This is a genomic window from Pseudomonas sp. WOUb67, assembly GCF_050058005.1.
Taxonomy (GTDB): domain Bacteria; phylum Pseudomonadota; class Gammaproteobacteria; order Pseudomonadales; family Pseudomonadaceae; genus Aquipseudomonas; species Aquipseudomonas putida_R.
Genome location: NZ_CP170112.1, coordinates 1 through 24,366, shown reverse-complemented (window position 1 = coordinate 24,366; position 24,366 = coordinate 1). Strand labels below are relative to the sequence as shown.

At 60.5% G+C, this 24,366-nt stretch carries 17 protein-coding genes, 2 tRNA genes, 3 rRNA genes and 1 pseudogene; 12 read left to right on the top strand and 11 right to left on the bottom strand.

Features of this window, described 5'->3' with window-relative positions; translation table 11 throughout:
• Window positions 1–23 precede the first annotated feature (23 nt).
• Together ABOC32_RS00115 and ABOC32_RS00110 are read left to right on the top strand one after the other, a co-directional pair.
• Window positions 24–1,301 carry an acetyl-CoA C-acetyltransferase gene (locus ABOC32_RS00115; RefSeq protein WP_426809769.1) on the top strand — a complete coding sequence of 426 codons (1,278 nt, stop codon included), beginning with the start codon at window positions 24–26 and terminating at the stop codon, window positions 1,299–1,301.
• A 180-nt stretch (window positions 1,302–1,481) separates the two neighbouring features.
• A complete protein-coding gene (locus tag ABOC32_RS00110; RefSeq protein WP_426809768.1) occupies window positions 1,482–2,261 on the top strand; it encodes an AraC family transcriptional regulator in 780 nt (259 codons plus the stop codon).
• 115 nt (window positions 2,262–2,376) lie between these two features.
• Here ABOC32_RS00110 and ABOC32_RS00105 read toward each other — a convergent pair whose 3' ends face one another.
• From ABOC32_RS00105 to ABOC32_RS00085, 5 genes and pseudogenes are all read right to left on the bottom strand, one after another.
• Complete coding sequence (locus ABOC32_RS00105; RefSeq protein ID WP_370453624.1) at window positions 2,377–3,105, bottom strand: methyl-accepting chemotaxis protein; 729 nt, start codon at window positions 3,103–3,105, stop codon at window positions 2,377–2,379.
• Between the two features lie 129 nt (window positions 3,106–3,234).
• Window positions 3,235–4,122, bottom strand: a pseudogene (locus tag ABOC32_RS00100) (cache domain-containing sensor histidine kinase); the annotation flags it as partial.
• A 366-nt stretch (window positions 4,123–4,488) separates the two neighbouring features.
• The gene (gene cueR / locus ABOC32_RS00095) at window positions 4,489–4,899 is read right to left on the bottom strand and encodes a Cu(I)-responsive transcriptional regulator (protein ID WP_426809767.1); all 411 of its coding nucleotides are present in this window, start codon (window positions 4,897–4,899) and stop codon (window positions 4,489–4,491) included.
• Window positions 4,896–7,295, bottom strand: coding sequence for a heavy metal translocating P-type ATPase (locus tag ABOC32_RS00090; protein ID WP_426809766.1), 2,400 nt, complete (start codon window positions 7,293–7,295; stop codon window positions 4,896–4,898). The genes cueR and ABOC32_RS00090 overlap by 4 nt, the downstream gene beginning before the upstream one ends.
• Before the next feature lie 52 nt (window positions 7,296–7,347).
• Complete coding sequence (locus ABOC32_RS00085) at window positions 7,348–7,734, bottom strand: hypothetical protein (RefSeq protein WP_426809765.1); 387 nt, start codon at window positions 7,732–7,734, stop codon at window positions 7,348–7,350.
• A gap of 145 nt (window positions 7,735–7,879) precedes the next feature.
• On the opposite strand from ABOC32_RS00085, the gene ABOC32_RS00080 reads away from it, so the two are divergent.
• Together ABOC32_RS00080 and ABOC32_RS00075 are read left to right on the top strand one after the other, a co-directional pair.
• On the top strand, window positions 7,880–8,077 hold the full coding sequence (locus ABOC32_RS00080; protein ID WP_426809764.1) for a heavy-metal-associated domain-containing protein: 198 nt from the start codon (window positions 7,880–7,882) through the stop codon (window positions 8,075–8,077).
• A gap of 218 nt (window positions 8,078–8,295) precedes the next feature.
• Window positions 8,296–9,477, top strand: a complete 1,182-nt coding sequence (locus ABOC32_RS00075; RefSeq protein ID WP_426809763.1) for a multidrug effflux MFS transporter — start codon at window positions 8,296–8,298, stop codon at window positions 9,475–9,477.
• On the opposite strand, the gene ABOC32_RS00070 is transcribed toward ABOC32_RS00075, so the two are convergent.
• Window positions 9,428–9,625 carry a hypothetical protein gene (locus ABOC32_RS00070; RefSeq protein ID WP_080642756.1) on the bottom strand — a complete coding sequence of 66 codons (198 nt, stop codon included), beginning with the start codon at window positions 9,623–9,625 and terminating at the stop codon, window positions 9,428–9,430. The genes ABOC32_RS00075 and ABOC32_RS00070 overlap by 50 nt on opposite strands.
• A gap of 489 nt (window positions 9,626–10,114) precedes the next feature.
• Between ABOC32_RS00070 and ABOC32_RS00065 the strand changes: the two genes are divergently transcribed.
• Complete coding sequence (locus tag ABOC32_RS00065) at window positions 10,115–10,828, top strand: transcriptional regulator (protein WP_426809762.1); 714 nt, start codon at window positions 10,115–10,117, stop codon at window positions 10,826–10,828.
• Window positions 10,829–10,847: 19 nt separating this feature from the next.
• On the opposite strand, the gene ABOC32_RS00060 is transcribed toward ABOC32_RS00065, so the two are convergent.
• The 5 genes from ABOC32_RS00060 to ABOC32_RS00040 form a co-directional block, all read right to left on the bottom strand.
• Window positions 10,848–11,795: an adenosine deaminase gene (locus ABOC32_RS00060; protein WP_426809761.1), complete on the bottom strand. Its 948-nt coding sequence runs from the start codon at window positions 11,793–11,795 to the stop codon at window positions 10,848–10,850.
• Window positions 11,796–11,881: 86 nt separating this feature from the next.
• Window positions 11,882–12,568, bottom strand: coding sequence for an SDR family oxidoreductase (locus ABOC32_RS00055; protein WP_426809760.1), 687 nt, complete (start codon window positions 12,566–12,568; stop codon window positions 11,882–11,884).
• A gap of 368 nt (window positions 12,569–12,936) precedes the next feature.
• The gene (locus ABOC32_RS00050; protein WP_426809759.1) at window positions 12,937–13,521 is read right to left on the bottom strand and encodes an IMPACT family protein; all 585 of its coding nucleotides are present in this window, start codon (window positions 13,519–13,521) and stop codon (window positions 12,937–12,939) included.
• A 9-nt stretch (window positions 13,522–13,530) separates the two neighbouring features.
• A complete protein-coding gene (locus ABOC32_RS00045; protein ID WP_016497890.1) occupies window positions 13,531–14,193 on the bottom strand; it encodes a TetR/AcrR family transcriptional regulator in 663 nt (220 codons plus the stop codon).
• Between the two features lie 90 nt (window positions 14,194–14,283).
• The gene (locus ABOC32_RS00040; protein WP_234229353.1) at window positions 14,284–15,204 is read right to left on the bottom strand and encodes a LysR family transcriptional regulator; all 921 of its coding nucleotides are present in this window, start codon (window positions 15,202–15,204) and stop codon (window positions 14,284–14,286) included.
• Between the two features lie 115 nt (window positions 15,205–15,319).
• On the opposite strand from ABOC32_RS00040, the gene ABOC32_RS00035 reads away from it, so the two are divergent.
• The 7 genes from ABOC32_RS00035 (at window position 15,320) to rrf (ending at window position 24,321) form a co-directional block, all read left to right on the top strand.
• Entirely contained in the window at window positions 15,320–16,666 is a 1,347-nt protein-coding gene (locus ABOC32_RS00035) for an aspartate aminotransferase family protein (protein WP_426809758.1), read from the top strand.
• Between the two features lie 75 nt (window positions 16,667–16,741).
• Window positions 16,742–18,235 carry a CoA-acylating methylmalonate-semialdehyde dehydrogenase gene (locus tag ABOC32_RS00030; RefSeq protein ID WP_086974958.1) on the top strand — a complete coding sequence of 498 codons (1,494 nt, stop codon included), beginning with the start codon at window positions 16,742–16,744 and terminating at the stop codon, window positions 18,233–18,235.
• A gap of 899 nt (window positions 18,236–19,134) precedes the next feature.
• Window positions 19,135–20,671 (top strand): 16S ribosomal RNA (locus ABOC32_RS00025).
• Between the two features lie 87 nt (window positions 20,672–20,758).
• Window positions 20,759–20,835, top strand: a tRNA-Ile gene (locus ABOC32_RS00020).
• Between the two features lie 24 nt (window positions 20,836–20,859).
• A tRNA-Ala gene (locus tag ABOC32_RS00015) sits at window positions 20,860–20,935 on the top strand.
• A 244-nt stretch (window positions 20,936–21,179) separates the two neighbouring features.
• Window positions 21,180–24,071: ribosomal RNA gene (locus ABOC32_RS00010) — 23S ribosomal RNA — on the top strand.
• Window positions 24,072–24,205: 134 nt separating this feature from the next.
• Window positions 24,206–24,321 (top strand): 5S ribosomal RNA (gene rrf / locus ABOC32_RS00005).
• Together the 16S, 23S and 5S rRNA genes with 2 tRNA genes alongside form the textbook arrangement of a ribosomal RNA operon.
• The last annotated feature ends 45 nt before the right edge of the window (window positions 24,322–24,366 follow it).

Sequence of the window (24,366 nt, the reverse complement as noted above, 5' to 3'; positions counted from 1 at the left end):
ATTGTTTCAGGAGGAACAAGCACATGCGTTCACCTCGCCGGGTCGCGATCCTGGGCGGCAACCGAATCCCCTTTGCCCGCTCCAATGGCGCCTACGCCACGGCCAGTAACCAGGCGATGCTCACGGTCGCCCTCGAAGGCCTGATTGAGCGCTATCGCCTGCATGGGTTAAGGCTGGGGGAGGTGGTGGCTGGCGCGGTGCTCAAGCATTCACGTGACATGAACCTCACCCGCGAATGTGTGCTGGGTTCGCGCCTGTCGCCGCAGACCCCGGCCTATGACATCCAGCAAGCCTGCGGCACCGGGCTTGAGGCGGCGCTGCTGGTGGCCAACAAGATTGCCCTGGGGCAGATCGACTGCGGCATTGCCGGCGGCGTGGATACCACCTCCGATGCACCGATTGCCGTCAACGAAGGGCTGCGCCACATCCTGCTGCAGGCCAACCGTGGCAGAAGCCTGGGCGAGCGGCTGAAGCCGTTCCTCAAACTGCGGCCTCACCACCTGAAACCCGAGTTGCCACGCAATGGCGAACCGCGCACGGGGCTGTCGATGGGCGAGCATTGCGAGCGCATGGCCCAAGCCTGGCGCATTGGCCGTGCAGAGCAGGACGCGCTGGCGTTGCTCAGCCACCAGAAGCTGGCCGCCGCGTATGCCGAGGGTTGGCAGGATGACTTGCTGACGCCGTTTCTGTCGCTGTCACGGGATAACAACCTGCGCTCCGACCTGACGCTTGAACAATTGGCCAGGCTCAAACCCGCCTTCGACCGCAGCGGCCAGGGCACGCTGACGGCGGGTAATTCCACACCACTCACCGACGGGGCCTCGGTGGTGCTGCTGGGCACGGAGGAATGGGCTGCGCAGCAGGGGCTTCAGGTGCTGGCTTACCTGGTCGATGGCGAAACCGCTGCGGTGGATTTCGTTAACGGCCGCGAAGGGCTGTTGATGGCGCCGGTGTATGCCGTGCCACGCTTGCTGGCGCGCAATGGCCTGACGCTGCAGGACTTTGACTACTACGAGATCCATGAAGCCTTTGCCGCCCAGGTGCTGTGCACGCTAAAGGCCTGGGAGGATGCCGACTATTGCCGCGAACGGTTGGGGCTGGAGGCGCCGCTTGGGGCAATTGACCGCAGCAAGCTCAACGTCAAGGGCAGCTCGTTGGCGGCCGGGCACCCGTTTGCGGCGACCGGGGGGCGGATACTGGCCAACCTGGCGAAGCTGCTGGCGATGGCGGGGAAGGGGCGTGGGCTGATTTCGATTTGTGCGGCTGGTGGGCAGGGGGTGACCGTTATCGTCGAACGGTGATTTCCTGTAATACCGCGTCGCCTTCTTCGCGGGTAAACCCGCTCCCACAGGTATGTCACTGCCTGCGAAACCTGTGCGGTCCCTGTGGGAGCGGGTTTACCCGCGAAGAAGGCGGCACAGATGTCACAGTCATCTCCCCCAGCTGTTAGGCTTGTCTGCTCAGAACTACAAGAAACCGCCATGCCGATCATCGGACATCCTCGCGCCATTCCTGCGCTGGACCACTTGCCCAGGCCCCTGTATGCCCGTGCCGAAAGCCTCGGGGCCGGCTCCTGGACCACCCGCCACCAGCACGACTGGGTGCAGTTTTCCTACGCCATCAGCGGCGTACTGGGCGTGTACACCCAGGAAGGCAGCTACTTTGCCCCGCCCCAGTGGGGGGTGTGGATCCCTGCCGATGCCGAACACGAAGTGGTCACCTCGATGAAGGCAGAGATGCGCAGCCTGTATGTGCGCCGCGATGCCTGCCCATGGGCACCGGAGCAATGCCGGGTGCTGGAAGTGACCCCGCTGGCGCGCGAACTGATCAAGCAGTTCTGCCTGTTCCCGGCGGACTACCCGGAGGATGACAGCGCCGAGGCGCGTCTGGTGGCGGTGCTGCTCGACCAATTGCGCACCTTGCCGGAAGTCGGGTTTTCGCTGCCGTTGCCACGCCATCCGGGGTTGCTGGCGCTGTGCAACGGTTTGATCGCCGCGCCGGACCAGCCGCAGACTTTGCAGCAATGGGCGCGGGAGCTGGGGTGTTCGGAGAAGACGCTGATGCGCTTGTTCCAGCGCGAGACCGGGTTGAGCTTTCGCAACTGGCGGCAGCGCATGCGGCTGTTGTCGTCGCTGGCGTTGCTGGAGGCGGGGGAGAATGTGACGGAGGCGGCGTTGGGGTGTGGGTATGACTCCACCTCGGCTTACATTGCGGCGTTCAAGCAGCTGTTTGGGGCTACCCCAGGCGAGTTGAAACTTTAGTGCCTGGTTGCCTGTGCCGGCCTCTTCGCGGGTAAACCCGCTCCCACAAGTACAGGGCTTGCACTAAACCTGTGGGAGCGGCTTCAGCCGCGAAGAGGCCGGTACAGTCAACGCATCAGGTACGGAACCTGCGCACCAGCGAATCCAGCTCATTGGACAGCCCGGCCAGGCTCTCGGAGTCCTGGCGCGCCGCTTGGGCCAGTTCGGCCACCAGTTGCGCATCCCCGTGAATCTGGCTGATGTGCCGGTTGATGTCCTCGGCCACCTGGTGCTGTTCCTCGGCCGCCGTGGCGATCTGCGTGTTCATGTCGCGGATCACATCCACCGACTCACGGATTTGCCCGAAGCTGTCGCGGGCCAGGCCGATACGGCTCACCGACTGCTGCGACACCTCCAGGCTGGCATGCATCTGATCGGCCACTTCGGCCGTGCGGCTGGCCAGGTTGCCCAGCAGGCCGTCGATTTCGGCAGTGGAGTCGGCAGTGCGCTTGGCCAGGGCCCGCACTTCGTCGGCTACCACGGCAAAACCACGGCCCTGCTCACCGGCACGGGCGGCTTCGATGGCCGCGTTGAGGGCCAGCAGGTTGGTCTGTTCGGCAATCGAGCGGATTGTGCCGAGGATCGACTGGATGGCGTTGCTGTCACGCTCCAGCTGCTGGATCGACTGCGCGGACTGTTCGATCTCGTGGCTCAGGCGGTCGACGCTTTGCACGGCGGCGTCGATCTGCTGCTGGCCTTCGCGGGCTTGCTGCTGGCCACTGTCGGCCGACTGCGCCGCCTGGCTGCACGAACGGGCCACTTCGTTGGCGGTGGCGACCATTTCGTGGAAGGCGGTGGACACCATGTCCACGGCTTCACGCTGGCGGCCTGCAGCCTCGGCCATGTCGCTGGAAACCCGGGTCGAGCTGCTGGAGGTGCTGAGGATTTTTCCGGCAGCAGCGCCGATATGCTGGATCAGGCTGCGAATGGCGCCAAGGAACTGGTTGAACCAGCTGGCCAGTTGCGCGGTTTCGTCGCGGCCACGGATTTCCAGGTTGCGGGTCAGGTCACCCTCGCCCTGGGCAATGTCTTCCAGGCCGCTGGTGACGCTGTTGATCGGGCGCACGATCAGCTTGGCGAAGGCTGCACCGACCACGGCGAACAGTGCGGCCAGCACCACGGCGATGATGCCGATCAGCCAGGTCAGCCGGGTGGTGGTCTGCATCACTTCGCTGTGTTCGATCAGGCCGATGAAGGTCCAGCCCAGTTGCTCGTCGGGGTAGACGTTGGCCATGTAGCGCACGCCATTGAGCTCGACCTCGACCAGGCCTTTGCCGGCCTTGGCCAGTGCCGCATAGCCGTCGCCAAAGCTGGCCAGCTGCTTGAAGTTGTGAGCGGCGTCGCGTGGGTCGACCATGACGTTGCCGTTGCTTTCCACCAGCATCAGGTAGCCGCTTTCACCCAGCTTGATCTGTTTGACGATCTCGGTCAGGCCTTTGAGCGACACGTCGATGTTGACCACGCCGCCGGGGTTGCCCAACTGGTTGGCCACGGCGCGCACGGTGCTGACCAGCACCGCGTCGTCGGCGGCCCAGTAGTAGGCGCCGGTACGCACGGTCTTGCCCGGGTTGGCCATGGCCAGTTGGTACCAGGGGCGGGTGCGTGGGTCGTAATTGACGAACTTCTGCCCGGCCGGCCAGCCCGTGTAGCCGCCGTCGTTCACACCGTAGGACAGGTAGGCATAGGACGGATGCGCGTTGGCCAGGCGGGTCATGAAGTCGAGGAGCTTGCCGGCCTGCTCGCCCAGTTCGTAGGACGGCGCGGCGCTCATGTACTTGTTCAGCTCGCTGCCGGTGGCGGCGACCATTGGCTGCGAAGCCATGTACTCGACGTTCTGGTTGATGCCCTGGAAGAAGATGTTCATCGCGTTGCTGACCTGGCGGATTTCCCGGCTGCTGCCGTCGAGGAATCCGTCGCGGGCTTCGCCACGCAGGTTGAGGACCACCAGAGTGGCCACGAGGACGATGGGCAAGCCGGCGATGACCGCGAATGCCCAGGTCAATTTCTGTTTGATGCTCATCGACGCTCCCGGAATTTTTTATTTGTAGACACACGAGGCAGGTAGCCAGTGCATCGGCAGCGTCCGGGTTTTATGTAGGAAAACGCCCGTATTTATTGGATAAAGTCGCAGCTGGTGACTATTCGGTCGCGTTTGGACGTTTATGGCATACCAAACGCGGGTGACCGGTCAGTGACAGCAACCTCCAGCAGCACCATTGGCCAGGTCCTTGAGGATCGGGCAGTCCGGGCGGTCGTCCCCCTGGCAATGCGAAACCAGTTCGCCAAGGGTATCGCGCAGGCTCACCAGCTCCTCGATACGCCGGTTCAGCTCATCGATGTGCTGCATGGCCAGCGCCTTCACATCGGCGCTGGCACGCTGGCGGTCCTGCCACAGGGTCAGCAGCTTGCCGACCTCTTCCAGGGAAAAGCCCAGGTCGCGGGAGCGCTTGATGAAGGCCAGGCTGTGCAAGTCTTCTGGTTGGTACAGGCGGTAGCCGCTGTCGCTGCGCGTGGCAGGCTTGAGCAGGCCGATGGATTCGTAATAACGGATCATCTTGGTGCTAAGCCCGCTGCGGCGGGCGGCCTGGCCAATGTTCATGGCGCCTCCTCGTTGGTGCTGGTGGGTTTCCACGCCTTGAGCCACAGCGCGTTGCTGACCACGCTGACGCTGGACAAGGCCATGGCGGCGCCAGCCAGTACCGGGTTGAGGTAACCCAGTGCGGCCAGCGGGATACCGATCAGGTTATAGATGAACGCCCAGAACAGGTTCTGGCGGATTTTGGCGTAGGTCTTGCGGCTGATTTCCAGGGCGGCCGGGACCAGGCGTGGGTCGCCCCGCATCAGGGTGATGCCGGCGGCCTGCATGGCCACGTCGGTGCCGCCCCCCATGGCAATGCCGATATCGGCGGCTGCCAGGGCCGGTGCGTCGTTGATGCCATCGCCCACCATGGCGACCACGCCATCCTGCTTGAGCGCGGCCACGGTGGCGGCCTTGTCGGCCGGCAGCACCTCGGCATGCACATCGTCGATGCCCAGAGCGTCGGCCACCACTTTGGCGCTGCCGCGGTTGTCGCCGGTCAGCAGGTGGCTGCTGATGTGCTGTGCGTGCAGGGTGTTTATGGCCTGCGCGGCGCCCGGCTTGAGGCTGTCACCAAAGGCGAACAGGCCCAGCACACGGGGTTGCGTGCCGCGTTCGATCAGCCACGACAGGGTGCGCCCCTCGGCCTCCCAGGCCTGGGCCTTGGCGGCCAGGTCACCAGGTTGCAGGGCGCTTTCGTCGAGCAGGCGGCGGTTGCCCAGGGCCAGCTCGCGGCCCTCGACACGCCCGGCGATACCGCGCCCGGTCAGCGACTGGCTGTCGGTAACGCTTGGCACCTCCAGCCCTTGTTCGGCGCAGGCATCCAGCACCGCCTTGGCCAGTGGGTGCTCACTGCCGCGCTGCAAGGCGCCGGCCAGGCGGTGCAGGTCGGCGCTGCTGCCCACTTGCGCCTGGCTGTGCACAACCCGGGGGCTGCCAGAGGTAAGCGTGCCGGTCTTGTCGAAGACCACGCGGTTGACCGCATGGGCACGCTCCAGGGCTTCGGCGTCCTTGATCAGGATACCGTGGCGGGCGGCAACCCCGGTGCCAGCCATGATTGCTGCAGGCGTGGCCAGGCCGAGGGCACAGGGGCAGGCGATGACCAACACGGCAACGGCGTTGATCAGTGCGGTTTCCAACGGTGCGCCGGCCAGCCACCAGCCGGTCAGGGTGATCAGGGCCAGTACCAGCACGGCCGGGACGAACACCTGGCTGACCCGGTCGACCAGCTTCTGGATCGGCGCCTTGGCGGCTTGGGCGTCTTCCACCAGGCGGATGATACGGGCCAGTACGGTTTCGGTGCCCAGCGCCTGGGTGCGCACCAGCAACCGGCCTTCGCCATTGATGGCACCCCCGGTGACACTGTCGCCGGGTTGCTTGGGCACCGGCAGGCTCTCGCCGCTGATCAGGGCTTCATCGGCATGGCTGCTGCCGTCTTCGACCACACCATCGACCGGAAAACGCTCGCCGGGCTTGACCAGTACCAGGTCGCCCAGGCGCAGCTGGGCGATGGCCACGTCTTGCTCCTGGCCGTCGACTACACGCAGGGCGCGTTCCGGGCGCAGTGCCTCAAGGGCGCGGATTGCACTGGCGGTCTGGCGCTTGGCACGGCTTTCTAGGTACTTGCCCAGCAACACCAGGGCAATCACCACGGCCGAGGCTTCAAAGTACAGGTGTGGGGCCATGCCAGCGGGGGCCTGCGCCCACTGGTACAGGCTCAAGCCATAGCCAGCGCTGGTGCCCAGCGCCACCAGCAGGTCCATGTTGCCGGCGCCGGCGCGCACGGCCTTCCAGGCGGCTACGTAGAAGCGCGCGCCAAGAATGAACTGCACCGGGGTGGCCAGCAGGAACTGCGCCCATGCAGGCAACATCCAGTGCAGGCCGAATGGCTGCACCAGCATTGGCAATACCAGCGGCAGGGCCAACAGCAAGGCTGCGCCGACTGCCAGGCGCTCTTTGCGCAGGCGGCGCTGGGCAGCGCTTTGGTCGTCCTTCGCCGTTTGCGGCAGGCTGGCGCTGTAACCGGCCTTGTGCACGGCGTCGATCAGCAGGTTGTCATCGAGGGCCGCGAGTACCTCAAGGTGCGCGCGTTCGCTGGCCAGGTTGACGCTGACCTGCTCGACCCCGGGCAGCTTGCCCAGGGCGCGCTCTACCCGGCCGACGCAGCTGGCGCAGGTCATGCCGCCAATCTGCAGTTCGACGGTACGGGTGGGCACGCCGTAGCCGGCTTCGCGCACGGCATCGACCAGGGCGGGCAGGCTGTTGGCCGGGGCCTGGACCCGGGCCTGTTCGGTGGCGAGGTTGACGCTGACCTGTTCAGCGCCGGTGACCTTGCGCAGGGCGCGCTCGACCCGGCCGGCACAGCTGGCGCAGGTCATGCCGGAGATCGGCAGGTCATACGTGGTGGATGCGGGCATGGCTCTCCTCCTTGGACAGGCCTCCAGCATCAACCTTGCCATGCAGGTAAGGTCAATAGCCCAGGCCGGCTCGCTTCAACTCCAGCCCATATTGCCCCATGGCGATGCGGTATTTGTTGATCTGGCCCGCCTGCAGGGTCAAGCGTGTGCTGCGTTGGTCTTCGATGCCCGCTGCGCAACCTGGCATCTGCCCTGGCAGCAGGCGCAGGCGCACATCCACCGGACCGGGCGGCAGGTTGAACGAAGTGGATTGCTCCTGGAACACACGGCCGGAAAGCTGATCGTTGAGGTAGACGCCGATTTCGCAGTTGGTGGCCACTTCCAGGCGTTCCCGGGAAATGATCAGTACGCTGTAGTCCGAATTGCCCTCGGCACTGGCCGGTGGCACCGCAGCCAGCGCGCTCAATAGCCCGACGACGCCCAATGCTGCCCTGAACATGAAAATTCTCCTGCTTGCCAGATCGTCAAACGCGAAGCTTGGCCGACGCGGGCGCGGATTTCCACCCCCGGTGTTGCTGGCAGGGCTTGACCTTGACCCGATGGCAAGCTTGAGACTCGTTGAAAACCTGAAGGAGGCAACCCCCATGCAAGTGTTCAATGTACAAGGCATGACCTGCGGCCATTGCGTGAAAGCCGTGACCCGCGCGGTGCAGGAGCAGGATGCAGCGGCCAAGGTCGAGATCGACCTGGCAGCGAAGCAGGTACGGGTGCAGAGTGAATTGGCGCGGGAGCAGATCCTTACCGCCATTCGGGATGAGGGGTATCAAGCTGAGCTCGCCTGAAGACTTACCTGTGGGAGCGGGCGTGCCCGCGAACACCGGCATAGCCGGTGCCATCCACCGCGTTGCCTGATTCGCGGGCACGCCCGCTCCCACAGGGACCACGCCAGTTTTGGGGTTTTAAGCGAGACCAAGGCCCAGGTTTGTTGCAAATGTTTTCATACTGACAGTGTCCACAGCAGGTAGAATCAATCACTTGCTTAGCCTGCTATGGATTCCTGATGAACCTGCGAATGGTGCTCATCCTGGGCGCACTCAGTGCGTTCGGGCCCTTGGCGATCGACTTCTACCTGCCCGCCTTCCCGGCCATGGCGCAGGCGTTCGCCACCGATGAAAAACACATCCAGGCCACTTTGGCCGCCTACTTCCTCGGCCTGTCCATCGGCCAGTTGGCCTATGGCCCGGTAGCCGACCGCTTTGGCCGGCGCATACCGCTGATGTTCGGGGTGACCTTGTTCACCCTGGCGTCGTTGGCCTGTGCCTATGCCCCCAACCTCGACACCTTGGTGCTGGCGCGCTTCGTCCAGGCACTGGGCGGTTGTGCCGGCATGGTGCTGTCGCGGGCCATCGTCAGCGACAAGTGCGACCCGGTGGCCTCGGCCAAGGTGTTTTCGCAACTGATGCTGGTCATGGGCCTGGCACCGATCCTGGCACCGATGCTGGGCGGGGTGCTGGTGAACCTGGCGGGCTGGCAGTCGATCTTCCTGGCCTTGAGCCTGTTCAGTGCCGGCTGCCTGCTGGCGGTCAGCCTTGGCCTGCCGGAAAGCCTGCCTGCACATATGCCGCGTCAGCCGCTGTCTGGTGCGTTGCGCCAGTACCTGCGGTTGCTGGCTGACCGGGTGTTCCTTGGCCATGCCTTGACTGGCGGTATCGCCATTGCCGGCATGTTTGCCTACATCGCCGGTTCGCCCTTCGTGTTCATCAAGCTCTATGACGTGCCGGCCGAGCACTACGGCTGGCTGTTCGGCACCAATGCCGCCGGCTTCATCCTGGTGGCGCAGGTGAATGCGCGTCTGTTGGCCAAACGTGGGCCTGCGTTCCTGCTGGCGCGCGGGGTGTGGGTGTACCTGGCGGCAGGCCTGGCGCTGTTGGGCGTGGCAGCATTGCAGCCGACCCAGTTGTGGCCGCTGCTGGTACCGCTGTTCATCTGCATCGCCAGCCTGGGCTGCATCATCCCCAATGCCTCTGCATGCGCCATGAGCGGGCAGGGCGCACGGGCTGGCAGCGCCTCGGCTCTGATGGGCTGCCTGCAGTTCAGCGTCGCCGCAGGGACGGCGGCACTGGTCGGCCTGCTGCATGATGGCAGTGCGGTACCGATGGCGATGGTGATCAGCTTGTGCGGTGCACTGGCAGTCAGTGTCGCGCTGCTGACCCGACGCTTGCAGGCCAGGCGTCCCGCATAAGCGGGTGAGGTGCCTGCAGGCGGGTTTCCAGCGTGGCGACGAAGGCCCGCGCCTCGGCCTCGCTGCGGAAACTGACCACGTGTTGATCGAGCTGGACCTGCCAGGGGCAGGCAGGGTTTCGGCTCGATGCACTGACGACAATTTTCATCGCGGCATACCTCCAGAAGGGGGGAGCCGCTCAAGTGTAGCGCTGCCCCTCGTGCCTGCCACGGGCTGCAGCAGTGTCCTGACTGACGGTCGACAGGCGCAGAGTTCACCACCTGTTTCCTGCTTTGGGCGTAATGCCCGCAAACCCGCAGAACCTTCGCTTTGTTTCGCGCTATTTGCGGAACATGGCTGTGGGCCGTATCTGAAATTGCAGCCAGTCTTTTTTCATCAAGATGTTTCTGCGCCGCTGTACGCGTATATCGGAGCTTTGGTTGACCGGGTGCCGGGCAGTTTTCCGAGGCTGCTTCACTGTTTGCCGAGGGTAGGCATACCCAGTGGTTTTTCGCCGCAGGTATGTCGGCAGGTGAGCGCCTGAACGGCGTTTGCTGCGGCCTATACTGGCGACCCAGGCCAGTGACAGCGAGAGGTGCTTCCCTGCCAGGGTTGGCCATCGCATCCACACCGTGAACTTGCAGGGAGTTACAGGGACATGAACGCAGCCAGCAGTATCAGCCAGATTGCCAGCCTGATGGCCGACCCCAAGCGCAGTGCCATGTTGTGGGCATTGATCGACGGTACGCCACGGCTGGCCAATGAGCTCGCGATAATGACCGGCCTGACTTCGTCATCGGCCTGCGCGCACCTTTCGTTGCTGTCGTCGGCCGGTTTGCTCAGGCATGAAGCACGGGGACGCAAGCGCTATTTCCGCCTGGCGACACCGCAGGTGGGGGCTGCCGTGGAGGCCTTGGCCAGCGTCCAGCTGGAGAGCGCCAGGGGGGAGCAGGGCAAGGCGCCGGTATCACCGCTGCCCATGTCGATGCGCCGGGCACGCCGTTGTGGCGATCACCTGGGTGGGGAGCTTGCCAGTGAGCTGTATCACCGCCTGGTGGTGGCCGGCTGGCTGGAAGGCAGTGGCAGGCAACTGATGGTGAGTGATGAGGGGCGAGCGCAGTTGGCGCTTGTCGGGGTCTATATCGATGCCTTGGCACCGGACCAGCAACGCGGTTGTGTGATTTGCCGTTGCACCGAGTGGAACGACCAGGCCCCGCACCTTGGCGGTGTGCTGGGCCAGGCCCTGTTCAGGCTGTTTCTGCAATCTGGCTGGATGCGCGAGGCCGAGGACACGCGGGCATTGCATATCTCGGCGATGGGTATCCAGCAGATCAATCGCATTGCCCGCGTGGCGACGTTGCAGGTCGGTTGAGCGCAACGCCGTCGATCAATCAGACCAGCCGGGCGTCCAGGCTGTTCTGCGCCAGGCGACGGGCCTGGTCTTCGGTCATGCCCAGGTGGGTGTGCAGGGCGTGGAAGTTTTCCGTCACATAGCCGCCGAAGTAGGCCGGGTCGTCCGAGTTGACCGTAACCTTCACGCCGCGTTCGAGCATGTCCAGGATGTTGTGCTGGCTCATGTGGTCGAACACGCAGAGCTTGGTGTTGGACAGCGGGCACACGGTGAGCGGGATCTGGTCATCGATGATGCGTTGCATCAGGCGCTCGTCCTCGATGGCGCGAACGCCGTGGTCGATACGCTTGATCTGCAGCAGGTCGAGCGCTTCCCATATGTACTCGGGCGGGCCTTCTTCGCCGGCATGGGCAACGGCAACAAAGCCTTCACTGCGGGCGCGGTCGAACACGCGCTTGAACTTGCTCGGCGGGTGACCCATTTCCGAGCTGTCCAGGCCAACGGCGATGAACGCGTCGCGGAACGGCAGGGCCTGATCGAGGGTTTTTTGCGCTTCTTCTTCACTGAGGTGGCGCAGGAAGCTGAGGATCAGGCCGCTGCTGATGCCCAGTTGCTTGTGGCCGTCCTTCAGCGCCTGGTTGATGCCATTGAGCACCACTTCGAAAGGGATGCCGCGGTCGGTGTGGGTTTGCGGGTCGAAGAACGGTTCGGTGTGGATCACGTTCTGGGCTTTGCAGCGTTGCAGGTAGGCCCAGGTCAGGTCGTAGAAGTCCTGCTCGGTACGCAGCACATCGGCGCCCTGGTAATACAGGTCGAGAAACTCCTGCAGGTTGTTGAAGGCATAGGCACCGCGCAGGGTTTCCACATCGGCCCAGGGCAGGGCGATCTTGTTGCGCTCGGCCAGGGCGAACAGCAACTCGGGCTCCAGCGAGCCTTCCAGGTGCAGGTGCAGTTCGGCCTTGGGCAGGGCGTTCAACCATTCATACATAGTGGGGCATCTCAATCAGGTACGGTTGCCGCCATTCTACAGGGGCTGGCCGGGCATTGCGCCCGGCCAGGCTGCGACCCGGTGAATCACCAGACCAAGGGTTCGCCCTTGTAGTTGATGAATCGCAGGCCGCCGTTGCCGCTTTGGGCGTTGATCTGGTCGAGCATGCCGCGGGTGCTGGTGAACACGTCGATTTCGGCGTTTTCGCCACCCATGTCGGTTTTCACCCAGCCCGGGTGCATGGCCAGCACGCACAGGTCGGGGCGCTGTTGTTCGACCACGAAGCTGTTGATCATCGAGTTCAACGCCGCCTTGCTGGCCTTGTACAGGCAGATTTCGCCACCGTCGGGGATGGTCACGCTGCCCAGGGTCGAACTCATGAAGGCCAGCACGCCGCTGCCCTCGCGCACCTGGCCGACCAGGCGGCGGGCGACGCGGATCGGCGCCACGGCATTGGTCATGAACAGGTCGCCGATGTCCTTGTTCTGAACCGTCTCCAGGTCTTGCGGCAAGGGGCCCATGACGCCCGCGTTGACGAATACCAGGTCGAACACCTGGCCTTGCAGGCGTTGCTTCAGGCCATCGAGTTGGGCGGTGTCGTTCATTTCCAGCTGTTCGATGTGCACGCCAGGTACGTCCGCCAGGGCGCCGGGTTGCTGCGGGTTGCGCACGGTGGCAGTGATGTTCCAGCCGTCTTCGTTAAGGCGTTGCACCAGGCCCAGGCCAAGCCCGCGCGAGGCGCCGATGATGAGGGCAGTTCTTGAGTTGGCCATAGGAACATTCCTTTATCGGTGTAGGAAAAAGGAATTGAGCATACGTCACGCTCGTTGCACGTGCTCGTTCTGTGATTGGTTAAAAAATGATCATGCGCGTTTGGGCCTTGTGGGGCCGGGCGCTTCGCCTGTTGGCGCACGGGTTATCCACAAGCTGGTCCACAGTTATTGTGTGCAAGCCAAGGAGGTTGGAGGCAGTCTAGCCTGGCCGCGTGTTGGGGATAACTCGTGAGCTTTCAGCAGTTTGCGGCTGTCATCAAACAGTGATCAAAATATGATCAAAGCTCTGCGGGCCTTGAAAACAGTAGCCTGCAAGCGACTGCCCCAAGCTTATCCACAGGCGGGCCCACAGTTGTTGTGGGCAATGTTCAGCGTGCTTCGAGCAGAATGCGCCCGCGGCTCAGGTCGGCCAGTTGCTGCTGCAGTGGCGCCCGGTGGGCGTCGCCGAGCGCAATCAACAGGTCTACGCCATTGGCAGTGAACTGTTCATCCAGTACCAGGCCGCCTACCTCCGCCAGGCGCAGTTTCACCAGTGCCAGTTCGCTGAAACTGCAACTGCAGGTGAATTCGCTGCGCTGCACCAGCAGCCGCTTGGGCGCCTGTTGCAGGCACTTGTTGGCGCCGCCGCCATAGGCCCTGGCCAGGCCACCGGTGCCCAGCTGGATGCCGCCATACCAGCGGATCACCAGCACCACCACCTGGTCGCAGTCCTGCGCTTCGATGGCTGCCAGGATCGGCCGGCCGGCGGTGCCGCCGGGTTCGCCGTCATCGTTGCTGCGGTACTGCGCGCCGAGCTTCCAGGCCCAGCAGTTGTGGGTGGCGGCCAAGTCGCTGTGACGTTCGATGAAGCTCATCGCATCGGCGGCACTGCTGATCGGCCCGGCGAGGGTGATGAAGCGGCTTTTGCGGATGTCCTCGCGGTATTCGCAGAGGTCGAGCAGGGTAGAAGGCATAAATGACGGTTACACAGCCGGCTTGATGCCGCAGCCCTTCAGAATGATGTGGATAAGGTTGTTGCTCGCGTCTTCCATGTCCTGCTTGGTCAGGCGGCTGCGGCCGGTAACCTGGCAGATCTGGGTAGCGAAGTCGGCGTAGTGCTGGGTGCTGCCCCAGAGCAGGAAGATCAGGTGCACCGGGTCGACCGGGTCCATCTTGCCGGCTTCGATCCAGGCCTGGAACACGGCAGCCCGGCCACGGAACCATTCGCGGTAGTCGGCACTGAAGTATTCGGTGAGGCAGGTGCCACCGCTGATCACTTCCATGGCGAAAATCCGCGAGGCCTGCGGGTTGCGGCGCGAGAACTCCATCTTGGTGCGGATGTACTGGCTCAGGGCTTCGCCCGGGTCGTCCTCGACGCTCAAGGCGTTGAAGGTGCTGTCCCACAATTCGATGATGTTGCTGAGCACGGCAATGTACAGGCCGAGCTTGTTGGTGAAGTAGTAGTGCAGGTTGGCCTTGGGCAATTCCGCCTTCAGGGCGATGGTGTTCATGCTGGTGCCCTTGAAACCATGGCGGGCGAATTCGTCCTCGGCGGCCTGGATAATGGCCTGTTCGTTTTTCTGGCGGATGCGGCCCGCGGGCTTGCCCGAGGCGGAGAGGCGGTGCGCAGGGACTTCTAGGGTCATGGACGATTCCGTACGGGTCAGTGGCTGCGGCAGTCGGACAAGATTACCTGCCTGCGCCGAAGTGACAAGCGTTTGCGGCAGAGACTGGCATCAACGTGTCGCAGCCAGGCTGTCGAGGAAGCTTTCCAGTACCAGGTTCGGCCGCCGGCCCTTGCGCGTTACCCAGCTCAGGCTCAGGTCATAGAAGCGCTGTTGCGGCTTCAGGGCGCGCAAGCGGCCTTGCTGCACCCAGAACGTGGCGTAGTGGTCGGGCAGGTAGCCGATGTAGCGCCCGGTGAGGATGAGAAACGCCATGCCTTCGCGGTCCGAAGCACTGGCCGTACAGTTCAGCGCCTGGTAATGGGCCTGGATGTCGGCTGGCAGGCGGAAGGTGGGGGTGATGGCCTCCTGGCTGTTGAGGCGGTCGTCATCTATATGCTGGTCATCGGCATAGAACAGTGGGTGGCCAACAGCGCAGTACAGCAACGAGCGTTCGCTGTACAACGGCTGGTACTCAAGGCCCGACAGCGGGCTGGTCTGGGGTACCACACCAACATGCAGGCTGCCGTCTAGCACACCGTGTTCAACCTGGCTGGGGGCGATCATGCGGATCTGGATACGCACATCGGGCCCGCGGTCCTTGAGTTCGGCCAGGGCATGGGTGATGCGCATGTGCGGCAGGGTGACCAGGTTGTCGGTCAGGCCGATGTTCAGCTCGCCACGCAAGTGCTGGTGCAGGCCGTTGACCTCGGTGCGAAAGCTTTCCAGCGCGCTGAGCAGTTGCAGTGCCGAATGGTAGACCTCGCGGCCTTCCTCTGTCAGCGAGAAACCGGCGCGGCCGCGCTGGCACAGGCGCAGGCCAAGGCGTTGCTCGAGGTCGTTCATTTGCTGGCTGATGGCCGAGCGGCCAATGCCCAGCACGTTTTCGGCGGCCGAAAAGCCACCGCACTCGACCACGCTGCGGTAGATCTTCAGCAGGCGGATGTCGAAATCGCTGACTTGGGCGAGTGGATCGGGGCGTCGGCTCATCAGTTTAGTCACGGCCTGTCTGAAGATTAGAAATGTTGGCTTTTTCAGACTTTATCGCCGTGCCAATTTAGCTGCAACAACATACATCGTTGCCTAATCGTCTTCCGAGGAACCGCCGATGAACATGCCCGAAACCGCCACCGCCGGTATCGCCAGCCAGCTCAAGCTGGATGCGCACTGGATGCCGTACACCGCCAACCGCAACTTCCATCGCGACCCACGGTTGATTGTGGCGGCCGAAGGCAATTACCTGGTGGATGACCAGGGGCGCAAGATCTTCGATGCGCTGTCTGGCCTGTGGACCTGCGGCGCCGGGCACACCCGCAAGGAAATCACCGACGCGGTGACCCGCCAGCTGGGTACCCTGGACTATTCCCCTGCGTTCCAGTTTGGCCACCCGCTGTCGTTCCAACTGGCAGAAAAGATTGCCGACCTGGTGCCAGGTGACCTGAACCACGTCTTCTATACCAACTCCGGTTCCGAGTGCGCCGACACCGCGCTGAAGATGGTGCGTGCCTACTGGCGCCTGAAAGGCCAGGCGACCAAGACCAAGATCATCGGCCGTGCCCGTGGCTACCATGGCGTGAACATCGCCGGTACCAGCCTGGGTGGCGTCAACGGTAACCGCAAGATGTTCGGCCAGTTGCTGGATGTCGACCACTTGCCTCACACCGTGCTACCGGTGAACGCCTTCTCCAGGGGCATGCCGGAGGAGGGTGGTATTGCCCTGGCTGACGAAATGCTCAAGCTGATCGAGCTGCACGATGCCTCCAACATCGCAGCGGTGATCGTCGAGCCGCTGGCGGGTTCCGCCGGTGTACTGCCGCCGCCGAAGGGTTACCTGAAGCGCCTGCGTGAAATCTGCACCCAGCACAATATCCTGCTGATTTTCGACGAAGTGATTACCGGCTTCGGCCGCATGGGTGCCATGACCGGTGCTGAAGCCTTCGGCGTGACCCCGGACCTGATGTGCATCGCCAAGCAGGTGACCAACGGCGCCATCCCGATGGGCGCGGTGATTGCCAGCAGCGAGATCTACCACACCTTCATGAACCAGCCGACCCCGGAATACGCCGTGGAATTCCCGCACGGCTACACCTATTCGGCCCACCCGGTCGCCTGTGCCGCCGGTATCGCTGCGCTGGACCTGCTGCAGAAGGAAAACCTGGTGCAGTCCGCCGCCGAGCTGGCGCCGCACTTCGAGAAGCTGCTGCATGGTGTGAAGGGCACCAAGAACGTCGTCGATATCCGTAACTACGGCCTGGCCGGCGCCATTCAGATCGCCGCCCGTGACGGTGATGCCATCGTCCGCCCGTACGAAGTGGCGATGAAGCTGTGGAAGGCAGGCTTCTATGTACGCTTCGGTGGCGACACCCTGCAGTTCGGCCCAACGTTCAACACCACGCCGCAGGAACTGGATCGCCTGTTCGACGCCGTCGGCGAAAACCTGAACCTGATCGACTGATCTTTCCGATTTCGATGCCAGGCGCGTGCATATAGATAGCGCGCCTGCTTCTACCTTCTATATCTGGAGTTATGCATGAGCATTGTTCAGCACCTGATCCATGGCGAGCTGGTTTCCAAGGGTGAGCGCACCGCCGATGTCTTCAACCCGTCCACTGGCCAGGCTGTACGCAAGGTGGAGCTGGCCAGTCGCGCGACCGTGCAGGAAGCGATCGACTCCGCCAAGGCGGCCTTCCCGGCCTGGCGCAACACCCCACCGGCCAAGCGCGCCCAGGTGATGTTCCGCTTCAAGCAACTGCTGGAGCAGAACGAAGCCAAGATTTCGCAGATGATCAGCGAAGAGCATGGCAAGACCGTGGAAGACGCAGCCGGCGAACTGAAACGCGGCATTGAGAACGTCGAGTTCGCCTGCGCAGCGCCAGAAGTGTTGAAAGGCGAGTACAGCCGCAACGTCGGCCCGAACATCGATGCGTGGTCCGACTTCCAGCCGCTGGGCGTGGTCGCTGGCATTACCCCGTTCAACTTCCCGGCCATGGTGCCGCTGTGGATGTACCCGCTGGCCATCGCCTGCGGCAACGCTTTCATCCTCAAACCTTCCGAGCGTGACCCGAGCTCAACCCTGTACATCGCCCAGCTGCTGCTGGAAGCCGGCCTGCCGAAGGGCATCCTGAACGTGGTGCACGGTGACAAGGAAGCGGTGGATGCACTGATCGAAGCGCCAGAAGTCAAAGCGCTGAGCTTCGTCGGCTCGACGCCGATCGCCGAGTACATCTATGCCGAAGGCACCAAGCGCGGCAAGCGCGTGCAAGCCTTGGGTGGCGCGAAGAACCACGCAGTGCTGATGCCGGATGCCGACCTGGACAACGCCGTCAGCGCACTGATGGGCGCGGCCTACGGTTCGTGCGGCGAGCGTTGCATGGCTATTTCGGTGGCGGTATGCGTGGGTGACCAGGTGGCCGATGCCCTGATTGCCAAGCTGGAACCGCAGATCAAGGCACTGAAGATTGGTGCTGGCACCTCGTGTGGCCTGGACATGGGCCCGCTGGTAACGGCTGCTGCCCGTGACAAGGTAGTGGGTTACATCGATGACGGTGTTGCTGCTGGCGCCAAGCTGGTGGTGGATGGCCGCGGTTTCCGTGTGGCCGGTAATGAAGATGGCTACTTCGTGGGTGGCACCCTGTTCGACAAGGTGACCCCGGAGATGCGTATCTATAAAGAAGAGATCTTCGGCCCGGTGCTGTGCGTGGTGCGTGTGAACAGCCTGGAGCAGGCCATGCAACTGATCAATGATCACGAGTATGGCAACGGTACCTGCATCTTCACCCGTGACGGTGAAGCGGCGCGCCTGTTCTGCGACGAAATCGAAGTGGGCATGGTGGGTGTGAACGTGCCGCTGCCGGTGCCGGTGGCTTATCACAGCTTTGGTGGCTGGAAGCGTTCGCTGTTCGGTGACCTGCATGCCTATGGCCCGGACGGGGTGCGCTTCTATACCCGTCGCAAGGCGATCACCCAGCGCTGGCCGCAGCGTGCCAGCCATGAGGCGTCGCAGTTTGCGTTCCCTAGCCTTTAAGGCAGGTAACTGAAGCGGGGAGGCCGGAAGGTCTCCCCGCTTTGTTTTGGGGGTGTTCGCCTTAAGTCTTTCAGCGCCTGTGAGATCGAGCGCCGCCCGCGCGGCGCATCGCCGGCAAGCCAGCTCTCACATTTGTTTCGGGCCAATATTGCCTGTGCCTTTGGCGCGCGCCCCCTTGTGTGTTCCCTTGAATATCGAAGGTTGCGCCGCCGCTTCTCTGCAACCTCCAGCCATTCACCCAAGGTGCGAGTGCGGAGGAGGCAGGAGTAACTGGCCCGAAACAGATGTGGGAGCTGGCTTGCCGGCGATGCGCCGCGCGGGCGGCGCTCGATCTCCCAGGCGCTGAATGTGTTGTGGCGGACACCTGGTGGCCTTTACAGGGTCTTTTCCCCTTATATTTCACTTTCTTGAAATTAAGTGTTGACGCCCTTTCAAATCCCCTTATAATGCGCCCCACTTCCAGCGACATCGGAACGACAAACTCCTTGAAATTCAACGAGTTAGGTAGTTACGGTGGTGTTGTAAGGGCTACGATCGAAAGATCGCAAGCGGTTGAAATGGTGGTTGACAGCGCTTCTAAACGCTGTATGATTCACCTCCCGCTACGAGAGATCGCAGCGAGTTAAGTGTTTGAAGTTAAACGAGTTTCTCGAAAAAACTTCAAAATAAACGCTTGACAGGCTCTGAGGAAAGCGTAGAATGCGCGCCTCGGTTGAGACGAAAGGCTCTTAACCAAACGCTCTTTAACAAATTGAATCAAGCAATTCGTGTGGGTGCTTGTGAGTATGGACTGATAGTCAAAAAGATTATCAGCATCACAAGTGACCATGCGAGAAATCACATAGTCATTTGAGATTGCTGAGCCAAGTTTAGGGTTTCTTAAAAACCCAAGCAGTATTGAACTGAAGAGTTTGATCATGGCTCAGATTGAACGCTGGCGGCAGGCCTAACACATGCAAGTCGAGCGGATGAGAAGAGCTTGCTCTTCGATTCAGCGGCGGACGGGTGAGTAATGCCTAGGAATCTGCCTGGTAGTGGGGGACAACGTTTCGAAAGGAACGCTAATACCGCATACGTCCTACGGGAGAAAGCAGGGGACCTTCGGGCCTTGCGCTATCAGATGAGCCTAGGTCGGATTAGCTAGTTGGTGAGGTAATGGCTCACCAAGGCGACGATCCGTAACTGGTCTGAGAGGATGATCAGTCACACTGGAACTGAGACACGGTCCAGACTCCTACGGGAGGCAGCAGTGGGGAATATTGGACAATGGGCGAAAGCCTGATCCAGCCATGCCGCGTGTGTGAAGAAGGTCTTCGGATTGTAAAGCACTTTAAGTTGGGAGGAAGGGCATTAACCTAATACGTTAGTGTTTTGACGTTACCGACAGAATAAGCACCGGCTAACTCTGTGCCAGCAGCCGCGGTAATACAGAGGGTGCAAGCGTTAATCGGAATTACTGGGCGTAAAGCGCGCGTAGGTGGTTTGTTAAGTTGAATGTGAAAGCCCCGGGCTCAACCTGGGAACTGCATCCAAAACTGGCAAGCTAGAGTACGGTAGAGGGTGGTGGAATTTCCTGTGTAGCGGTGAAATGCGTAGATATAGGAAGGAACACCAGTGGCGAAGGCGACCACCTGGACTGATACTGACACTGAGGTGCGAAAGCGTGGGGAGCAAACAGGATTAGATACCCTGGTAGTCCACGCCGTAAACGATGTCAACTAGCCGTTGGAATCCTTGAGATTTTAGTGGCGCAGCTAACGCATTAAGTTGACCGCCTGGGGAGTACGGCCGCAAGGTTAAAACTCAAATGAATTGACGGGGGCCCGCACAAGCGGTGGAGCATGTGGTTTAATTCGAAGCAACGCGAAGAACCTTACCAGGCCTTGACATGCAGAGAACTTTCCAGAGATGGATTGGTGCCTTCGGGAACTCTGACACAGGTGCTGCATGGCTGTCGTCAGCTCGTGTCGTGAGATGTTGGGTTAAGTCCCGTAACGAGCGCAACCCTTGTCCTTAGTTACCAGCACGTTATGGTGGGCACTCTAAGGAGACTGCCGGTGACAAACCGGAGGAAGGTGGGGATGACGTCAAGTCATCATGGCCCTTACGGCCTGGGCTACACACGTGCTACAATGGTCGGTACAGAGGGTTGCCAAGCCGCGAGGTGGAGCTAATCTCACAAAACCGATCGTAGTCCGGATCGCAGTCTGCAACTCGACTGCGTGAAGTCGGAATCGCTAGTAATCGCGAATCAGAATGTCGCGGTGAATACGTTCCCGGGCCTTGTACACACCGCCCGTCACACCATGGGAGTGGGTTGCACCAGAAGTAGCTAGTCTAACCTTCGGGAGGACGGTTACCACGGTGTGATTCATGACTGGGGTGAAGTCGTAACAAGGTAGCCGTAGGGGAACCTGCGGCTGGATCACCTCCTTAATCGACGACATCAGCCTGCTGATGAGCTCCCACACGAATTGCTTGATTCACTTGTATAAAGACGATGCTGTAAAGCGACCCTGTTATAGGTCTGTAGCTCAGTTGGTTAGAGCGCACCCCTGATAAGGGTGAGGTCGGCAGTTCAAATCTGCCCAGACCTACCATTACATGGTTTAGCCGTAGAATACGGGGCCATAGCTCAGCTGGGAGAGCGCCTGCCTTGCACGCAGGAGGTCAGCGGTTCGATCCCGCTTGGCTCCACCACTTTCGCCGTACGCAGTAGCTTGTCAGAACTTAGAAATGAACATTCGTTGATGAATGTTGATTTCTGACTTTTGTCAGATCGTTCTTTAAAAATTCGGATATGTGATAGAAATAGACTGACATGCACTTTCACTGGTGTGTGATCAGGCTAAGGTAAAATTTGTGAGTTCTGCTCGAAAGAGCAACGTGCGAATTTTCGGCGAATGTCGTCTTCACAGTATAACCAGATTGCTTGGGGTTATATGGTCAAGTGAAGAAGCGCATACGGTGGATGCCTTGGCAGTCAGAGGCGATGAAAGACGTGGTAGCCTGCGATAAGCTTTGGGGAGTCGGCAAACAGACTGTGATCCAGAGATCTCTGAATGGGGGAACCCAGCCAGCATAAGCTGGTTATCTTGTACTGAATACATAGGTGCAAGAGGCGAACCAGGGGAACTGAAACATCTAAGTACCCTGAGGAAAAGAAATCAACCGAGATTCCCTTAGTAGTGGCGAGCGAACGGGGACCAGCCCTTAAGTTGGTTTGAGATTAGTGGAACGCTCTGGAAAGTGCGGCCATAGTGGGTGATAGCCCCGTACACGAAAATCTCTTATCAATGAAATCGAGTAGGACGGAGCACGAGAAACTTTGTCTGAATATGGGGGGACCATCCTCCAAGGCTAAATACTACTGACTGACCGATAGTGAACTAGTACCGTGAGGGAAAGGCGAAAAGAACCCCGGAGAGGGGAGTGAAATAGATCCTGAAACCGTATGCGTACAAGCAGTGGGAGCCTACTTGTTAGGTGACTGCGTACCTTTTGTATAATGGGTCAGCGACTTATATTCAGTGGCGAGCTTAACCGAATAGGGGAGGCGTAGCGAAAGCGAGTCTTAATAGGGCGTTTAGTCGCTGGGTATAGACCCGAAACCGGGCGATCTATCCATGGGCAGGTTGAAGGTTAGGTAACACTGACTGGAGGACCGAACCGACTACCGTTGAAAAGTTAGCGGATGACCTGTGGATCGGAGTGAAAGGCTAATCAAGCTCGGAGATAGCTGGTTCTCCTCGAAAGCTATTTAGGTAGCGCCTCATGTATCACTGTAGGGGGTAGAGCACTGTTTCGGCTAGGGGGTCATCCCGACTTACCAAACCGATGCAAACTCCGAATACCTACAAGTGCCGAGCATGGGAGACACACGGCGGGTGCTAACGTCCGTCGTGAAAAGGGAAACAACCCAGACCGTCAGCTAAGGTCCCAAAGTCATGGTTAAGTGGGAAACGATGTGGGAAGGCTTAGACAGCTAGGAGGTTGGCTTAGAAGCAGCCACCCTTTAAAGAAAGCGTAATAGCTCACTAGTCGAGTCGGCCTGCGCGGAAGATGTAACGGGGCTCAAACCATGCACCGAAGCTACGGGTATCACCTTTTGGTGATGCGGTAGAGGAGCGTTCTGTAAGCCTGTGAAGGTGAGTTGAGAAGCTTGCTGGAGGTATCAGAAGTGCGAATGCTGACATGAGTAACGACAATGCGAGTGAAAAACTCGCACGCCGAAAGACCAAGGTTTCCTGCGCAACGTTAATCGACGCAGGGTTAGTCGGTCCCTAAGGCGAGGCTGAAAAGCGTAGTCGATGGAAAACAGGTTAATATTCCTGTACTTCCAGTTATTGCGATGGAGGGACGGAGAAGGTTAGGCCAGCCTGGCGTTGGTTGTCCAGGTTTAAGGTGGTAGGCTGGAATCTTAGGCAAATCCGGGATTTCAAGGCCGAGAGCTGATGACGAGTTGCCTTTAGGCGACGAAGTGGTTGATACCATGCTTCCAAGAAAAGCTCCTAAGCTTCAGATAACTGGGAACCGTACCCCAAACCGACACAGGTGGTTAGGTAGAGAATACCAAGGCGCTTGAGAGAACTCGGGTGAAGGAACTAGGCAAAATGGCACCGTAACTTCGGGAGAAGGTGCGCCGGCGAGGGTCAAGGACTTGCTCCGTAAGCCCATGCCGGTCGAAGATACCAGGCCGCTGCGACTGTTTATTAAAAACACAGCACTCTGCAAACACGAAAGTGGACGTATAGGGTGTGACGCCTGCCCGGTGCCGGAAGGTTAATTGATGGGGTTAGCGCAAGCGAAGCTCTTGATCGAAGCCCCGGTAAACGGCGGCCGTAACTATAACGGTCCTAAGGTAGCGAAATTCCTTGTCGGGTAAGTTCCGACCTGCACGAATGGCGTAACGATGGCGGCGCTGTCTCCACCCGAGACTCAGTGAAATTGAAATCGCTGTGAAGATGCAGTGTATCCGCGGCTAGACGGAAAGACCCCGTGAACCTTTACTATAGCTTTGCACTGGACTTTGAATTTGCTTGTGTAGGATAGGTGGGAGGCTTTGAAGTGGGGACGCCAGTTCTCATGGAGCCATCCTTGAAATACCACCCTGGCAACTTTGAGGTTCTAACTCAGGTCCGTTATCCGGATCGAGGACAGTGTATGGTGGGTAGTTTGACTGGGGCGGTCTCCTCCCAAAGAGTAACGGAGGAGTACGAAGGTGCGCTCAGACCGGTCGGAAATCGGTCGTAGAGTATAAAGGCAAAAGCGCGCTTGACTGCGAGACACACACGTCGAGCAGGTACGAAAGTAGGTCTTAGTGATCCGGTGGTTCTGTATGGAAGGGCCATCGCTCAACGGATAAAAGGTACTCCGGGGATAACAGGCTGATACCGCCCAAGAGTTCATATCGACGGCGGTGTTTGGCACCTCGATGTCGGCTCATCACATCCTGGGGCTGAAGCCGGTCCCAAGGGTATGGCTGTTCGCCATTTAAAGTGGTACGCGAGCTGGGTTTAGAACGTCGTGAGACAGTTCGGTCCCTATCTGCCGTGGACGTTTGAGATTTGAGAGGGGCTGCTCCTAGTACGAGAGGACCGGAGTGGACGAACCTCTGGTGTTCCGGTTGTCACGCCAGTGGCATTGCCGGGTAGCTATGTTCGGAAGAGATAACCGCTGAAAGCATCTAAGCGGGAAACTTGCCTCAAGATGAGATCTCACTGGGATCTTGAATCCCCTAAAGGGCCGTCGAAGACTACGACGTTGATAGGTTGGGTGTGTAAGCGCTGTGAGGCGTTGAGCTAACCAATACTAATTGCCCGTGAGGCTTGACCATATAACACCCAAGCAATTTGCTAGCGCAGATTGCGGTGGTGAAGATGATACGAACCGAAAGTTCGCAACAAACCACAAATATCGCATATCCGAATTCGCTGGGCTGTCCATCTGGACATTCTGGCTACAGAATTTCTTGACGACCATAGAGCATTGGAACCACCTGATCCCATCCCGAACTCAGTAGTGAAACGATGCATCGCCGATGGTAGTGTGGGGTTTCCCCATGTGAGAGTAGGTCATCGTCAAGATTCATTTCGCAAAACCCCTATCTGCGCATGCAGGTAACTTCTTGT

What these genes read in the sequence shown, in the direction of transcription:
- ABOC32_RS00115 (WP_426809769.1), top strand. Translation starts at nt 24, where the DNA reads ATGCGTTCACCTCGCCGGGTCGCGATCCTGGGCGGCAACCGAATCCCC.
- ABOC32_RS00110 (WP_426809768.1), top strand. Translation starts at nt 1,482, where the DNA reads ATGCCGATCATCGGACATCCTCGCGCCATTCCTGCGCTGGACCACTTG.
- ABOC32_RS00105 (WP_370453624.1), bottom strand. Translation starts at nt 3,105, where the DNA reads ATGGTGTCCACCGCCTTCCACGAAATGGTCGCCACCGCCAACGAAGTG.
- cueR (WP_426809767.1), bottom strand. Translation starts at nt 4,899, where the DNA reads ATGAACATTGGCCAGGCCGCCCGCCGCAGCGGGCTTAGCACCAAGATG.
- ABOC32_RS00090 (WP_426809766.1), bottom strand. Translation starts at nt 7,295, where the DNA reads ATGCCCGCATCCACCACGTATGACCTGCCGATCTCCGGCATGACCTGC.
- ABOC32_RS00085 (WP_426809765.1), bottom strand. Translation starts at nt 7,734, where the DNA reads ATGTTCAGGGCAGCATTGGGCGTCGTCGGGCTATTGAGCGCGCTGGCT.
- ABOC32_RS00080 (WP_426809764.1), top strand. Translation starts at nt 7,880, where the DNA reads ATGCAAGTGTTCAATGTACAAGGCATGACCTGCGGCCATTGCGTGAAA.
- ABOC32_RS00075 (WP_426809763.1), top strand. Translation starts at nt 8,296, where the DNA reads ATGAACCTGCGAATGGTGCTCATCCTGGGCGCACTCAGTGCGTTCGGG.
- ABOC32_RS00070 (WP_080642756.1), bottom strand. Translation starts at nt 9,625, where the DNA reads ATGAAAATTGTCGTCAGTGCATCGAGCCGAAACCCTGCCTGCCCCTGG.
- ABOC32_RS00065 (WP_426809762.1), top strand. Translation starts at nt 10,115, where the DNA reads ATGAACGCAGCCAGCAGTATCAGCCAGATTGCCAGCCTGATGGCCGAC.
- ABOC32_RS00060 (WP_426809761.1), bottom strand. Translation starts at nt 11,795, where the DNA reads ATGTATGAATGGTTGAACGCCCTGCCCAAGGCCGAACTGCACCTGCAC.
- ABOC32_RS00055 (WP_426809760.1), bottom strand. Translation starts at nt 12,568, where the DNA reads ATGGCCAACTCAAGAACTGCCCTCATCATCGGCGCCTCGCGCGGGCTT.
- ABOC32_RS00050 (WP_426809759.1), bottom strand. Translation starts at nt 13,521, where the DNA reads ATGCCTTCTACCCTGCTCGACCTCTGCGAATACCGCGAGGACATCCGC.
- ABOC32_RS00045 (WP_016497890.1), bottom strand. Translation starts at nt 14,193, where the DNA reads ATGACCCTAGAAGTCCCTGCGCACCGCCTCTCCGCCTCGGGCAAGCCC.
- ABOC32_RS00035 (WP_426809758.1), top strand. Translation starts at nt 15,320, where the DNA reads ATGAACATGCCCGAAACCGCCACCGCCGGTATCGCCAGCCAGCTCAAG.
- ABOC32_RS00030 (WP_086974958.1), top strand. Translation starts at nt 16,742, where the DNA reads ATGAGCATTGTTCAGCACCTGATCCATGGCGAGCTGGTTTCCAAGGGT.